Origin of the sequence: Paenibacillus sophorae, assembly GCF_018966525.1 — a bacterium.
Classification (GTDB): Bacteria; Bacillota; Bacilli; order Paenibacillales; family Paenibacillaceae; genus Paenibacillus_AQ; species Paenibacillus_AQ sophorae.
Genome location: NZ_CP076607.1, coordinates 1,821,569 through 1,835,157 on the forward strand (window position 1 = coordinate 1,821,569; position 13,589 = coordinate 1,835,157).

The following is a 13,589-nucleotide window of genomic DNA, read 5'->3' on the forward strand; positions in this document are numbered from 1 at the left end:
TTTAATCTTGTTTGACATAAGATAAAGGGTTGACGTTCTTATTCTGTTTGACCACCTGAAAGTGCAGATGGGGGGCGGTGCTCCGTCCGGTGCTGCCGACCCGTCCAATTTTTTGGCCTTTGGCAACATTGTCGCCGGCGGACACATCCAGGCTGTTGAGATGCATATATAATGTCTGCAGCCCGTTCGCATGGTCGATCACAATATAATTGCCCCGCGCTGCGGACTGTTCCGCGGCAAAGACTTCGCCGCCTTGAGCGGCAAATACCACATCGCCTTCTTGAGCCGCGATGTCGATCCCGGCGTGAAAAGCGGGGCTTCCTTTGAAGGGATCTGTACGGTAGCCGAAGCTTGAGGAAATCATACGGGATGAAGTGGGCCACAGAAAATCCTCTCTCTGGAGCCGCGCGGTATCCGCTTTTTTGGCTTCCAGCACCGTACCTGAAAGGCTGCGGACCATCTCTTCGAGCATGCTGCCAATTTCCGTAAGCTCATCCTTTGTCTCCCGGACGGCCGAAACCTCCTCGCGGTTGCCGCCGTACGAGGCGATATATTCTCCCTCTACCTGTAAAGCGGGCGTATGCTCGATGACGGTGTGAAAAGCTCCGATGCGGATGGTGATCGCTGAAGGGGACGCGGATTTCGCCTCGGAAGAAGATGCTCCCTTGGGTTTGCTGACGAAGCTTTGCAATTCCCGCTGCAGCGAGTCAGCGCTTTTCAACTGATCCTTGATTTCTTTCGCTTCTCCCACAAGCCCCAAGGCTTCGTTCTGCACGACCTGCAGCGCTTTTTCCTTATCGGCGACCGCCTGTTCCAGCCGAACATTCTGCGAGGACAGCGCGGCGGCTTCCGCCTCTAGCTCCTGTATGGAGCGGGAGGCATAATAATGCATGGAACTGATCAGACTCGACAGAGACAGTACGGCTGCGGCCGGCAGGGCCACGGCCATCGGTTTGGAAATTTGGATCTTTCTAACCGGATTCCCGGCATCCCTGACGACGAGCAGGGTAATCTTGTCCGATTGGTTTTTCATAGGGTCTCCTTTCTGTTCCGGATCGCTAGCCGCGTCTGAATACTTATAATGGTTCTCTTTTTTCCTATTACTCTATGTATTCGTGTCTGGGCGGGATCATGACATGCTTGTTGATTGAATAAAGCGGCAGAGTTAGGTAAATCTTGTACTTATGAAGCTTACACAGCCCTGCCTGAAAACGGCGGACGATAGCAAAGGAGACTTAATACGGCATGAAAATATTCGCTGCGGCGCTATGCTTATTTATTCTTCAAATCATTGTGATCCTGGTTCTGGAATATCGCCGTCCCCAAAGAGCTGTCGCCTGGTTGTTTCTGCTTTTTTGCTGCCCGCCGCTCGGTCTGCTGATCTATTACTTCTTGGGCAGGGATTACAGACAAAGCCGTAAGCTTAAAGCCCATGCAGCAGGAACTCGCCGGGTGCTGCATGATTATGCCGCCGAGCGGAGCCAGCTCATAACCCGCATGGAGGACACCGGGAATCCGGAATTAAGCAGCCACAAGGAGCTGCTGCGCCTATTGGACGGGCTGTCGGAAAGTCTGGTCACGGGCAGAAATGCCAGCCGGATTCTGGTTAATGCGGGCGAAGCCTATGAATCCATGCTGGAAGCGATGGAATCAGCGTCAGAGCATATTCATCTGGAGGTTTATATTTTTCGCAATGACGCCACCGGGGAGAGATTCCAGGATGTCATGATCCGCAAAGCCCGGCAGGGTGTAAAAGTCCGCTTGCTGTGCGATGGACTCGGCAGCCGCAAGCTGGGCCGGCGTTTTCTGCGCCCATTGGCGAGCGCCGGGGTCGAGACGCATTTCTTCCTGCCGTCCCTTGCTTCCCTGTTCGGTGGGCGGTTCAACTACCGCAATCATCGTAAAATCCTGATTGTGGACGGTCTCGTCGGCTTTACGGGCGGAATCAATATCGGGGACGAGTATTTGGGCAAAGATCCAAAAATGGGATTTTGGCGCGATACCCATCTGCGTCTAGAGGGTGACGCGGTCTATTATATGCAGCATGTTTTTCTGAAGGACTGGCAGCTGGTTTCCGGAGAACGTCTGAGCCATCCGCGTCTGTTCCCTGTTCATGGCTGTGAAGGTACAGAGGGAGTGCAAATTATAGGCAGCGGCCCGGACGGCGAAATCGACGCCAATCAGGCTATGATTTTTGCTGCGATTTGCGCGGCGGAGAGCCGGATTTGGATCGCGTCACCTTATTTTATTCCCGATCCGGCGATTCTGAGAGCGCTCAAAAATGCAGTGCTGCGCGGAGCCGATGTACGGATTATTATCCCATCCAAGCCTGACAGCGCATTGGTATATAACGCCTCGCTGTCCTATTTGGACAATTTGCTGGATGCCGGCGTGAAATTTTACCGCTACCGCAAAGGCTTTATGCATGCTAAAGTGTGGATTGCCGACGGTCTGCTGGCTTCCGTAGGCAGCGTTAATATGGATATGCGCAGCTTCTATACCGATTTCGAGCTGTCGGCGGTGCTGCTTCAGCCGCAGCGTATCGAAGAACTGGCCAATCAGTTCCGGCGCGATCTGGAAGACAGCGAGACGGTTGACCCCTATGTCTTCCGCCAACGGGGGGAGCTTGCGCGCGCAACAGAAGAGATTTGCAGCCTGCTGTCGCCGCTTCTGTGAGAGGAAATCTAACAGGAGATATTTTTTGACAGGTGCATTCAAACTGATCATTCATTATCGTATATAACAATATGATATAATATAAGAACTTAGATACAAATTTCGATAAGGATAGGGGGAGTTTAATGGGTACGAGTCCACAAGCTTTAGTTAAAGAAGAACCTAATAAACCCCGGAAGACCGGGACGATCAAGACAGCCAAACTGGCGCAGCGGGTCGTAATGATGCTGATCGGGGCAAGCATGATGGCCGTGGCGCTGGAGATTTTCCTCGTTCCAAACCAGATGGTCGATGGCGGCATTACAGGCATATCCATTATGCTGTCGCATATTTTTCACATTCCCCTCGGTATTTTACTGACACTTCTTAATCTTCCTTTTCTTATTGTCGGCTACAAGCAGATCGGCAAAACCTTCGCACTGTCCACGCTGTTTGCGGTCGTCGTGATGTCGATCGGCACCCAGATGCTGCATCCCGTGCAGCCGATTACCGTGGAGCCCCTGCTGGCGGCGGTATTTGGCGGTGTTATTCTCGGCGTCGGCGTCGGACTCGTGGTACGCTACGGCGGATCGCTGGATGGTACGGAAATTGTGGCGATTCTTATCGCGAAAAGACTGCCTTTCTCGGTAGGCGAGGTCGTCATGTTCTTCAATCTGTTTATTTTAACGGGAGCCGGATTTGTCTTCGGTTGGAACAACGCAATGTTCTCATTGATTGCATACTACATCGCCTTTAAAATGATCGATGTTACCCTCGAAGGTCTGGACCAGTCGAAATCGGTCTGGATCATCAGCGACAAGTACCGCGATATCGGCGAAGCGCTGACAGAGCGTCTTGGCCGGGGTGTGACCTACCTGGAGGGGGAAGGCGGCTTCTCGGGCGATAACAAGAAGGTAATCTTCGTTGTCATTACCCGGCTGGAAGAAGCCAAGATGAAGGCGATCGTCGAAGATTGGGATTCCGATGCTTTTGTTGCTGTCGGCAATATCCACGATGTCAAAGGCGGGCGCTTCAAAAAGAAATCGATTCACTAAAGTTTATCGCATACCCAAAACCTCCGCTTCGCAGCCTGCGTAGAGCGGAGGTTTTGTCGTTTGCGTCACCCGGAACAACCGCCTATTTGAGACCGGCGATAACAAGCTCTACCGGCTGGGGAGGCAGCTGCGCGATCAGGTCGCCCTTAGAACGAAGACGTTCCTCGATATTTAGCAGATGAAAATCCTCCGGCGAAACATTATTTGCGACCTCGTCCCAGGTCAGCGGAGTGGACACGGTAGCCAGCGGCCGGGCGCGGGGCGTATAGGGGGCGGCCAGCGTCTTGCCGCGGTAATGCTGGAGGTAATCGAAATAGATTTTGTCGCCGCGCTGTTTTTTGAGCCGCTCCAGCGTGAACAGCCCTGAATGCTTCTCGGTTACATACTTGCCAACAAAATGTCCGACCTTCCTAAGCTCGTCAAAGGTAACTCCGGATCGGATCGGGACGATAATCTGCACGCCTGTTGCTCCCGAAGTCTTCGGCACCGAAGCCAGTCCGAGCGATTTCAGCACGTCTCCGACAATGGCCGCCGCCTCCATGATGCGAGGCTCAACCTCCCGGGAAGGATCAATATCAATCATCCACTCACACGGCAGGCTGCTGCCAGCGTAATGAAGCGAGGGGTGGAATTCCAGAGCGGCAGAATTGCCGAGCCAGAGCAGTCCGGGCAGCCCGTCCAGCGTAATATAGTTAATGCTGTCATGCATAAAGGTACGGATATAGGGCGGCAGCGGGTCCGGCGCGTTTTTCTGGTAAAAGGACTTGCCGGAAACTCCGTGCGGGTAGCGTATGACTGTAAGCAGCCGTTTATTAAGATAGCGCAGCAAGTACGGTGACAGGGCGGCAAGCTTCTCCAGATAGATGCGTTTGGTTATTCCCTGCTCGGGCCACAGCGGCTTATCCGGATTGGTAACGGAGACTTCCTGCCCTTCGATGGTGATGGAGCCTTTGACGGCGGCTGGCATAACAGCATTCCTCCAAGAAAATAATGATGGGCGAAGGGGTCAGACTCCCGCTAAACGTTCCGGCAGCCGGCACTCTCCGGGAGAAACATCGACTCTTGCCTGAATACTGGGCTGGCGAAGTGTACCGGAGATGTTCCATTCAACAAAATGGATCTTGAACACCAGCTCCGGCTTAATCCAGAACGCGCCCTTGACCCGTTGCGGCAGTGAAGCAAACGGCATATCGTCTATGGCAAGGCTGCGCGCGAGAGCGGTTAAATCCCGCCAATCCTTCACGGTCAGCCTCCCTGTTCCCGCATGTCCGATATAATGCAGCCGTTCGTCAGCGTCATACAAGCCGAGCAGCAGAGCATTAACGATGCCGTCCCGAAACGTGACGCCTCCAGCGACGGCATTGAGATCGAAAATGATTTTGCGCTTGAGCCAGCGTTTGTCTTTTCCGCCCGGTGTATAGAGACTCGTAAGCTCCTTGCAGACAATACCCTCAAGCCCGTTAGCCCGGGCGGTGGAAAAGAGCGCTTCGGGATCGCTGTAGCTAGGCACGGCCTGCACATGAGGGTGAGGCAGGAGCATTTCTTCTAGCAAATGCTGGCGTTCGGATAACGGCCGGTCAAGAAGCCATTCTCCGTTGCAATATACAATGTCGAACACCATGTACAGAACTGGAATCTGCCGCACCATGGAAGCAATGGCTGAATCTTTCTTCAGACTGTCCCGGCGCATGACCTCATGAAAGGACGGCTTTCCTCCGCTGAGGGCGATGACTTCACCGTCCAAAATAGCGGAACCGGCTTTACAGTAGAGGCCGGCATCGGCCAGTTCCGGATACTGTCTCGTGCGGTTATTTCCCCGCCTGTTGATCAGCTCGGTGGAATTTCCGTCATAATAGGAGACCATGCGGACGCCGTCCCATTTGATCTGGGCAATCCACTGTTCTCCCGCGGGCAGACGGTCTGCAATGATCGGCTCAAACGGAATGATGGGCTGAAATTTCATCAGGCGATCCTACGATACCGTCTGCTTGTTCTTCGCGCTGCGGCGTTTAGGCTTGGGTGTAATTGCGGAAGCGGGAGAGGTAAGCGGAGCTGCTTCGCCATTTCCAGCGGCGCTTCCGTCTGTCTCCGCGCCCGCTGCGGACTCGCCGGAAGCCTTCGCTGCGGCTTTTTTTCGTCCGCCCGCTGTTTTACGCGGCTTGGCCGCCGCTGCCGCCGGGGTTCCTGGATCAGACGGAATATGCTGCACCGCCTCGATGCTGGCCTGAAGCGCAGCCATTAAGTCGATGACATTGGTTTCCTGCCGCGCCGGAGCAATGCGGATTTCTTCACCGGCCACTTTGCTTGCGATCAGATCAAGCATCCGTTTCCGGTAATCATCGGTATATTTCTCCGGTTCGAATGGAGTCGACAGCTGAGAAATGAGCAGCTTGGCCATATCCAGCTCCTTGTCGTTCACCGCTCCGGCTTCCGGCAGGCTTGGAACCTGGGAAATGGGCCGGATCTCGTCCGGATAGAACATGGTTTCAATGGAGAGGCAGTTCTCCAGCACCCGAATAGCAGCAAGGCTGCTTTTGGAGCGGATCGATATTTTGGCGACGCCGATTTTCCCCGTCTGGCGCATCGCCTCCATTAGCAGCCGATATGCGCCCGCCCCGGCCTGATCGGGGGACAGATAATACGTTTTTTGAAAATAAATCGGATCAATATCCTTCAAATCCACAAAGTCAAGAATCGTAATATTCTTGGTGCTTTCTTCCGTCAGCGCGTCAAGCTCGTCCTTGTCGAAGATGACGAATTTCCCTTTTTCATACTCATAGCCCTTGCCGATTTCCTCCCAGGCCACTTCCTTGTCGCAGACAGGGCATTTACGCACATAGGACAAGGGGCTGCCGCATGCTTTGTGAATATAACGCAGCGATACATCTTTATCTTCGGTGGCCGAGAACATTTTGACCGGCACATGCACAAGTCCGAAGCTTATTGCGCCTTTCCAAACGGTATGCATCGAATAACACCTCGTTTTCTAAAGTCATAAGTCCTCACTGAAAAATTCCGCTTTGGCTTAGTATGGGCGCCGGGTGTTATTTTACACCTTGAAGAATTTCGGTTACGCCTGTCCTTCGCATAGATTTGTGCGCGGCTGGGGAACATAACACCGTCCGATTACGGTAATTCTTGGCGCGGCGATGGCAGGGGGAAATGCTGATGGACAACGGTTGGCAGGAAAATGAGGGCGGACCGGAAATACCGGCAACAGCCGTGGACTGGGAAGAGCTTACAGCCTCGCGGCGGGAAGAGGAAATTATTCCGGGCACGGACAATCTGGATCCGGATCAGCTTACAAGGGAGGAATAAAGGAATGGACGTACAACGGGCGCAGGATATTTTCGCTTCCAAAGATAACATCGCTGTACATCTTGACGGCAAACCCGTATGGATTGAGCATGTGGATGCGGCAAACGGCATGGCGACGGTTCAGGTCGGCTCGCGGCCGACTGATGTGCATACGGTTGGCGTGGACCGGCTGGAAGAGCAGAAACGTTAGGATTGACCAGCCTTTGGAATAAAGATTGTGACAGCAAAAATCAACGGGACAGCAGCGAATAAATCAGCTCCTGGCAACGTAAAATGACGCCTTCATATCCTCTGCGGAAGCAGGGTGGAGGCGTCTTTTTGGTATGGACATAGAAGTCGATGCTGTTATAATTTTGATAAACTATATTGTCCTGACTGAACAAACAAGACATAAAGAAATGAGCTGATGATTTGAGACCGTTGCTGCTTGGCGTCTGTTCGGCGCTGTTTTTTGCCATCACCTTCGTATTAAACCGCCGGATGGAGTTGTCCGGAGGAAGCTGGGCCTGGAGCTCCTCGCTGCGGTATTTGTTCACGCTGCCCTTTTTGTTGGCCCTAGTGGCTGGACGCCGCAGGCTAAAGCCGCTTCTTCGCGAGATGGCGGATAGGCCTTGGGCCTGGCTGCTGTGGGGCACGGTCGGTTTCGGTCTGTTCTACGCCCCGATTACCTTTGCGGCGGCTTACGCCCCAGGCTGGCTTACGGCCGGAACGTGGCAGATTACGATTATTTCCGGCTCCCTGCTGGCGCCGCTGTTCGTAACCCGGATGCAAGGGCCTCAAGGAACCGTTGCTGAAAGGGGCAAAATTCCGCTTCGCGGGCTCGGTCTGTCCCTGATCATTCTAGCGGGCGTCGCGCTGCTGCAGATGGAACATGCCCAGAAGCTGTCGGTCTCGCAGGTGCTGCTTGGCATCGTGCCCGTCCTTATTGCTTCCTTCGCCTATCCGCTCGGCAACCGCAAGACAATGGAGCTCTGCGGCGGCCGGCTCGACGTATTTCAGCGGATTCTTGGAATGACGCTGGCCAGTATGCCGTTCTGGCTGCTGGTCGCGCTGTTTGGCTGGGCGGACTCCGGACTTCCTTCCGGAAGCCAAATGGTCCAATCCCTGATCATCGCGCTCTCATCGGGCATCGTGGCGACGGTGCTGTTCTTCCGGGCCACCGATATGGTCAGACACAGTATGACGGGACTTGCGGCGGTGGAGGCCACACAGTCGCTGGAGGTTCTGTTTGCTTTGCTCGGAGAGATGCTTATCCTGTCCGCTCCCGCTCCGTCGCTGGTTTCTTGGACCGGAATTGCCGTCATTATTATGGGTATGATCCTGCACAGTTTATTCTCCCATTCCAAGCCCGCGAAGCGCCCGGTAAAGCGGAGTGAACGGGAGAGCATTTCTTCGGCGCAGTGAGAGGCGGGGGCCGGGTGTGTTGCGGTAAGGCTGTGGGACCGATATAATAAAAAATATTCAAAATTTCGGACGATAGCTGCGGATACGCCGCTCTGTCAAAGGATGGTTGTTGCAGTTGGAAAATAATCCGGAAGCGGTATTTACCTTACATTCCCGCAGCCTGCGGGAGACCGAAGCATTGGCGGAGGAACTGGCCGCCGCGGCCGCGCCGGGCTGGGTGATCGGACTCGACGGCGATTTGGGCGCAGGCAAGACGGCGTTCTCGCAGAGCTTTGCCCGGCATTTGGGAGTCCAGGGCATTGTCAGCAGTCCTACGTTCACAATTATTAAGGAATACGCGGGCCGTATTCCGCTTTACCATATGGATGTGTACCGTCTGTCCGTCACGGAGGCGGACGAGCTTGGTTTGGACGAATATTTCTACGGACAGGGAGTTTGCCTGGTGGAATGGAGCAGTATACTTTCGGACCTGATGCCCGAGCGGCATCTGCATATCCGCCTGGAGACGACCGGGCCGGAGGAACGCGTGATTACAGTAACCGCAGCCGGAGAGCCTTATGAGGGCGTCTGCCGCGGTCTGATACAGAAGTGGGGTTATAGCAAGCATGACGAATGCAAATGAACAGCCGCGCAAGCGGTTTTTGGCGCTGGATACGGCGACGGCAACGCTTGGCGTGGCGGTGACCGAGGGCGGCAGGGTGCTGCATGAAATTAATGCGTCGGGAGAACGCAACCATTCCGTGCATCTTCTGCCGATTATCGGCGAGGCGCTGCAGGCTTCAGGCGGAAGCGAAATGCTGGACGGCATTTCCGTCGGCGTAGGGCCCGGTTCCTATACGGGAACGCGGATTGCCATCACGGCGGCCAAGTCGCTGGCGTGGGGCTGGAAGCTGCCCGTCGTCGGCGTGTCCACGCTGCAGGCGCTGGCCTGGGGCGGCTGGAACGCCGGCGCAGGAAGCCCGGACGAAGCCGCCGCCGGGCAAGAACGGTCCTCCGACGGCTTCGGACCGGACTGGATTGTTCCACTGCTCGATGCGCGGCGCGGGCAGGCATACACGGCTCTGTTCGCCGTGGACGGCGGGAGTGCGCCGCAGCGTCTGGCGCCGGACCGGATACGCCTGATGGCGGATTGGGTGCAGTCTCTTGCGGAGCGCTTGGATACGGCGAAGGCGATTGGGGAGTGTCCCCGTCGGCTCTGGTTTGTCGGCGAGACGGCGGTTCACGGAAGTGGAGAATTACTGGGGCCGCTGGAGGGCGCTTCCGAGCTGCGCGTTTTGCCTTATGAGTTGGAAGGCCGCTGGGTCGGATTTCTTGGGGAAGCGCGTCATGCGTCCGGAGATATCGACGATGTACACGGCCTGATTCCCAATTATACGCAGCTTGCGGAAGCGGAAGCGAATCTGCTCAAAGCCGGCAAAGGAGGCATGAAATCGAGATGACGGAAGCTGAACCGGCAAAAGGGCGGGAAGAAGGTCTTGGTTTTCGGCTCATGAAAGTGGAAGATATCCCCGATATTCTCGTGATCGAACATGAAGCCTTTACGATGCCCTGGACAGGAGAGGCCTTCCGCAATGAGCTTACACATAATCATTTTGCCAAATACATGGTTATGGAGTTTGATGGCCGCATTATCGGCTACGCGGGAATGTGGGCGATTGTGGACGAGGCGCATGTGACGAATATTGCGCTGCTGGAGGCGTACCGGGGGCGCAAATGGGGCGAAAGGCTGCTGGATGAGCTGATGAAGACGGCCGCCTATCTCGGGATGAAATCGATCACGCTGGAAGTGCGGGTATCCAACGATGTCGCCCAGAATTTGTACCGCAAAAAAGGCTTTCGGCCCGCCGGCCTGCGTAAGGGATATTATTCCGACAACCGCGAGGATGCGCTGATTATGTGGGCGGATCTGCCGTCTTATCTGGATTACGGCGTTATGGAAGGAAGAGTGGGACTGGAATGAAGGACGAAACGGGCGCTCTAAAGCCTGTCTATATATTGGCCATCGAGACAAGCTGCGACGAGACGTCGGCGGCTGTCGTAAGAGACGGCTGGGAGGTGCTGTCGAACATCATCTCCAGCCAGATCGAAACTCACCGCGCTTTCGGCGGTGTGGTGCCTGAAGTGGCCTCCCGCAAGCATGTGGAGGTCATTACGCTTATTGTTGAAGAGGCGCTTGCCCGGGCCGAGGTCACTCCGGATATGCTGGACGCGGTGGCGGTAACGCAGGGACCGGGACTGGTTGGAGCTCTGCTGGTCGGCGTTGTGGCCGCCAAAGCACTCGCGCTGGCCTGGAACAAGCCGCTAATCGGGACGCATCATATCGCAGGACATATTTATGCGGGCCGGCTGGTGCAAGAGCTGAAGTATCCGTGCCTGGCGCTGGTAGCTTCCGGGGGACATACGGAGCTGGTCAGTCTGGAAGCGGAAGGGAGCTTCCGGATTATCGGACGCACGCGGGACGACGCAGTTGGCGAAGCCTACGACAAGGTGGCCCGGGCGCTTGGTTTCCCTTATCCCGGAGGTCCGCATGTGGACAAGCTGGCGCATGAAGCGGCGGAAGCGGCGGCGCTGCCGAGGGTATGGCTGGAGCCGGATTCCTACGATTTCAGCCTCAGCGGCCTAAAGTCGGCGGTGCTGAATCTGGTGAACCAGAGCCGGATGAAAGGGCTTGAGCCCGATGTGGCGGCTATCGCCCGCGGCTTTCAGGAATCGGTCGTCGAGGTGCTGGTGGAAAAAGCCGTCCGCGCCGTCCGCGCCACGGAAGCGCGGCAGCTTCTGCTGTGCGGCGGCGTGGCCGCGAACCGGGGGCTGCGCGAAGCGCTGGCGGCCCGCTGTGAAAGCGAAGGCATTGAGCTGATCATTCCTCCGGCCGTGTACTGCACGGATAACGCCGCGATGATCGGCGCAGCCGCTTATGTGAAATGGAGCCATGACGGTGGAACGCCGCTGGATATGGTGGCCGATCCCGGCTTTTCCCTGGAAGATTGGTCGGTAAAGGGCTATTGACAGCAACGATTGTCCGCGCGTATAATCGTGGCAATCATAATGATAAACGTGATGATCGGAAATAGTAAGGTTATTCCGGGATAAAGAGAGCTGCGGGTCGGTGCGACGCAGCCGAAGGAATCCTGAACTCGTCCGGGAGCGGAACAGCGGAAGAGATGCATGTCCAGCTATGGAGAACATGCGTCAACCGGCAGTGCACGGCTGGTGGAAAGTACGCCGTTACGGATCGTCTCCGTGAAAGGACGGTCATTCGGAAAGGGAAGAAGATCTATTCTTTAACGGACCGCATGACAGCAAAGTGGATATGTCGAAGAGGCCGCCTATGCGTCTGAACGATATATCAACAAGAGTGGTACCGCGAAGGCACAGCCTGTCGTCTCTTGATGAGACGGCGGGCTTTTTTTGTTTACAAGAAAGACAGTATAACGCGTTGAACGGGAGCAGTAGAAGGAAGGATGGCACAGCAGAGAGCTGCGGGTTGGTGCGACGCAGCGGTCATCCCCCTTTGAATCTCGCCCGGGAGCGGAAGCGGCGAAAGACCGCGGCTTGCAGCCGCGCTGAATTTGGAACCGGGGAACGGCCGATCCGGTATATCCAAGCAGCGCGCCAAGCAGCGGGGTACGCGGCTTACGGATCGTCCCCGTTACCGGACATTCCCTGCAGGGCGCCGCCTGAAATGGAGCGTGCTTCGGGGAAGATGAGCTGGACGCTGCCGAGGGAAATGAAGATTTCCGCACGCGCGCGTCAAGAAGAGTGGTACCGCGGAGGGGAAACCCGCCGTCTCTTTGAAGGAGACGGCGGGTTTTTGCATTCTCCGATAGATGAAGACAACACCCTAAACTTTAAATCGGGAGGAATTTACAATGACAGTGCAGCCGAATAGGAAGATAAACATTTTCGATACAACGCTCAGAGACGGGGAACAGGCGCCGGGAGCAAGCTTAACGCCGGAGCAGAAAATCGTGCTCGCAGGCAAGCTTGCCGAGCTTGGGGTGGATGTGCTGGAACCGGGATTCCCGGTATCCAGCCCCGGAGACTTTGCGGCGGTCCAGACGATTTCCCGCCAAATCCGGAACGTGGAAATCTGTGGCTTCGCCAGGGCCGTCAGAGGCGATATTGATGCGGCTGTTCAGGCGACCCGGGACGCCGAGTGCCGGCGCATCCATCTGTTTATTTCCTCATCCGACATTCATCTGCGCCATCAGCTGCGCAAGAGCCGGGCCGAGGTAGTGGCGACTGCCCGGGAAATGACCGCTTATGCCCGCAAGTTCTGCGATACGGTGGAGTTTACGGCAATGGATGCCGCGCGCACGGGCATCGACGATCTGATTGAAATGGTTGAAGCCGTTATTGAGGAGGGAGCGACGATCATCAATCTGCCGGATACGGTCGGCTACGCTCTGCCTTATGAATACGGCGAGATGTTCCGGCGGGTGCGGCAGGGCGCAAGGGGCGGCGACAAGGTCAGCTACAGCGCTCACTGCCATAACGATCTGGGCCTGGCGGTAGCCAACAGCCTTGCCGCGATTGATGGCGGCGCGACACAGATCGAAGTTACCGTTAATGGGATCGGCGAACGGACGGGCAACTGTGCATTGGAGGAGCTGGCGATGGCGCTGGAAACCCGGGGCGAGGCGCTGAATGCCAAGACCGGTCTGGCTCTGAACAAGCTCTACGAGACTTCGCGCCTGGTAAGCGAGATGATGCATGATGCATTTTCCGCTCGCCTACAACAAGCCGGTCGTGGGTCGGAACGCGTTCCAGCACGAATCGGGCATTCATCAGGATGGACTGCTCAAAGACCGCAGCACCTACGAAATCATGGATCCGGAGCGCCTTGGCATTCCGCGCAGCATGATCATCCTGGGCAAGCATTCCGGCCGGCACGCGCTGAAGGACCGGGCCGCACAATATGGCATCAACCTGCAGCCGGCCGAGCTGGAGGAGCTGTACGAATCCTTCAAGCTGCTGGCCGACCGCCAGAAAACCGTCAGTGACGATCAGCTGCTGCAGATGATAAACCAATCGCCTAGCCGCCAGGCATAAGTAAATTAGTTGAGAGTGGTTCATGTGCTGGCCCGTCAGAGCACCGTGCACACTTATCATCCGTAGCTTGACGAATGATGTTCTCTGCAAGCCATTCAATGAACC

Annotated in this window: 14 protein-coding genes, 1 pseudogene and 1 other annotated feature; of the genes and pseudogenes, 11 read left to right on the plus strand and 4 right to left on the minus strand. The window is 55.9% G+C overall.

The window, feature by feature from the left end:
- Position 1 precedes the first annotated feature (1 nt).
- Complete coding sequence (locus KP014_RS29045) at positions 2-1,033, minus strand: peptidoglycan DD-metalloendopeptidase family protein (RefSeq protein WP_036603314.1); 1,032 nt, start codon at positions 1,031-1,033, stop codon at positions 2-4.
- A gap of 212 nt (positions 1,034-1,245) precedes the next feature.
- Here KP014_RS29045 and cls point away from each other — a divergent pair, with 212 nt between their 5' ends.
- Positions 1,246-2,676: a cardiolipin synthase gene (gene cls / locus KP014_RS08480; protein WP_036603312.1), complete on the plus strand. Its 1,431-nt coding sequence runs from the start codon at positions 1,246-1,248 to the stop codon at positions 2,674-2,676.
- 125 nt (positions 2,677-2,801) lie between these two features.
- On the plus strand, positions 2,802-3,710 hold the full coding sequence (locus tag KP014_RS08485) for a YitT family protein (RefSeq protein ID WP_036603311.1): 909 nt from the start codon (positions 2,802-2,804) through the stop codon (positions 3,708-3,710).
- An 82-nt stretch (positions 3,711-3,792) separates the two neighbouring features.
- Here the strand turns inward: KP014_RS08485 and ligD are convergent, their stop codons facing one another.
- The 3 genes from ligD to ku are packed head-to-tail and all read right to left on the minus strand — an operon-like array spanning position 3,793 to position 6,678.
- The gene (gene ligD / locus KP014_RS08490) at positions 3,793-4,677 is read right to left on the minus strand and encodes a non-homologous end-joining DNA ligase (protein WP_036603308.1); all 885 of its coding nucleotides are present in this window, start codon (positions 4,675-4,677) and stop codon (positions 3,793-3,795) included.
- Positions 4,678-4,716: 39 nt separating this feature from the next.
- Entirely contained in the window at positions 4,717-5,673 is a 957-nt protein-coding gene (locus KP014_RS08495; protein WP_036603306.1) for an ATP-dependent DNA ligase, read from the minus strand.
- A gap of 9 nt (positions 5,674-5,682) precedes the next feature.
- Positions 5,683-6,678, minus strand: a complete 996-nt coding sequence (ku, locus tag KP014_RS08500; RefSeq protein WP_090834764.1) for a non-homologous end joining protein Ku — start codon at positions 6,676-6,678, stop codon at positions 5,683-5,685.
- Positions 6,679-6,878: 200 nt separating this feature from the next.
- Here ku and KP014_RS08505 point away from each other — a divergent pair, with 200 nt between their 5' ends.
- The 9 genes and pseudogenes from KP014_RS08505 to KP014_RS08545 form a co-directional block, all read left to right on the plus strand.
- Entirely contained in the window at positions 6,879-7,028 is a 150-nt protein-coding gene (locus tag KP014_RS08505) for a hypothetical protein (RefSeq protein WP_175491970.1), read from the plus strand.
- Positions 7,029-7,032: 4 nt separating this feature from the next.
- The gene (locus KP014_RS08510) at positions 7,033-7,218 is read left to right on the plus strand and encodes an H-type small acid-soluble spore protein (RefSeq protein WP_036593056.1); all 186 of its coding nucleotides are present in this window, start codon (positions 7,033-7,035) and stop codon (positions 7,216-7,218) included.
- Between the two features lie 221 nt (positions 7,219-7,439).
- Positions 7,440-8,432: a DMT family transporter gene (locus tag KP014_RS08515; protein ID WP_051499783.1), complete on the plus strand. Its 993-nt coding sequence runs from the start codon at positions 7,440-7,442 to the stop codon at positions 8,430-8,432.
- 115 nt (positions 8,433-8,547) lie between these two features.
- The gene (gene tsaE, locus KP014_RS08520; RefSeq protein WP_090834763.1) at positions 8,548-9,054 is read left to right on the plus strand and encodes a tRNA (adenosine(37)-N6)-threonylcarbamoyltransferase complex ATPase subunit type 1 TsaE; all 507 of its coding nucleotides are present in this window, start codon (positions 8,548-8,550) and stop codon (positions 9,052-9,054) included.
- Positions 9,038-9,871: a tRNA (adenosine(37)-N6)-threonylcarbamoyltransferase complex dimerization subunit type 1 TsaB gene (gene tsaB / locus KP014_RS08525; RefSeq protein ID WP_036604813.1), complete on the plus strand. Its 834-nt coding sequence runs from the start codon at positions 9,038-9,040 to the stop codon at positions 9,869-9,871. The genes tsaE and tsaB overlap by 17 nt, the downstream gene beginning before the upstream one ends.
- A complete protein-coding gene (gene rimI, locus KP014_RS08530; protein WP_036604811.1) occupies positions 9,868-10,392 on the plus strand; it encodes a ribosomal protein S18-alanine N-acetyltransferase in 525 nt (174 codons plus the stop codon). Before tsaB ends, rimI begins: the two co-directional genes overlap by 4 nt.
- Entirely contained in the window at positions 10,389-11,438 is a 1,050-nt protein-coding gene (gene tsaD, locus KP014_RS08535; protein WP_036604809.1) for a tRNA (adenosine(37)-N6)-threonylcarbamoyltransferase complex transferase subunit TsaD, read from the plus strand. The genes rimI and tsaD overlap by 4 nt, the downstream gene beginning before the upstream one ends.
- 42 nt (positions 11,439-11,480) lie before the next feature.
- Positions 11,481-11,822 (plus strand) — a binding site (T-box leader).
- Positions 11,788-12,321, plus strand: coding sequence for a hypothetical protein (locus tag KP014_RS08540; RefSeq protein WP_216700480.1), 534 nt, complete (start codon positions 11,788-11,790; stop codon positions 12,319-12,321). Its footprint overlaps the feature before it by 35 nt.
- Positions 12,302-13,478 (plus strand): annotated as a pseudogene (locus tag KP014_RS08545) (2-isopropylmalate synthase); the annotation flags it as partial. The gene KP014_RS08540 and the pseudogene KP014_RS08545, both read left to right, overlap by 20 nt.
- Positions 13,479-13,589 lie beyond the last annotated feature (111 nt).

Excerpts from the sequence above, each read along its gene's own strand:
- KP014_RS29045 (WP_036603314.1), bottom strand. The coding sequence starts at position 1,033 with ATGAAAAACCAATCGGACAAGATTACCCTGCTCGTCGTCAGGGATGCC.
- cls (WP_036603312.1), top strand. The coding sequence starts at position 1,246 with ATGAAAATATTCGCTGCGGCGCTATGCTTATTTATTCTTCAAATCATT.
- KP014_RS08485 (WP_036603311.1), top strand. The coding sequence starts at position 2,802 with ATGGGTACGAGTCCACAAGCTTTAGTTAAAGAAGAACCTAATAAACCC.
- ligD (WP_036603308.1), bottom strand. The coding sequence starts at position 4,677 with ATGCCAGCCGCCGTCAAAGGCTCCATCACCATCGAAGGGCAGGAAGTC.
- KP014_RS08495 (WP_036603306.1), bottom strand. The coding sequence starts at position 5,673 with ATGAAATTTCAGCCCATCATTCCGTTTGAGCCGATCATTGCAGACCGT.
- ku (WP_090834764.1), bottom strand. The coding sequence starts at position 6,678 with ATGCATACCGTTTGGAAAGGCGCAATAAGCTTCGGACTTGTGCATGTG.
- KP014_RS08505 (WP_175491970.1), top strand. The coding sequence starts at position 6,879 with ATGGACAACGGTTGGCAGGAAAATGAGGGCGGACCGGAAATACCGGCA.
- KP014_RS08510 (WP_036593056.1), top strand. The coding sequence starts at position 7,033 with ATGGACGTACAACGGGCGCAGGATATTTTCGCTTCCAAAGATAACATC.
- tsaB (WP_036604813.1), top strand. The coding sequence starts at position 9,038 with ATGACGAATGCAAATGAACAGCCGCGCAAGCGGTTTTTGGCGCTGGAT.
- rimI (WP_036604811.1), top strand. The coding sequence starts at position 9,868 with ATGACGGAAGCTGAACCGGCAAAAGGGCGGGAAGAAGGTCTTGGTTTT.
- tsaD (WP_036604809.1), top strand. The coding sequence starts at position 10,389 with ATGAAGGACGAAACGGGCGCTCTAAAGCCTGTCTATATATTGGCCATC.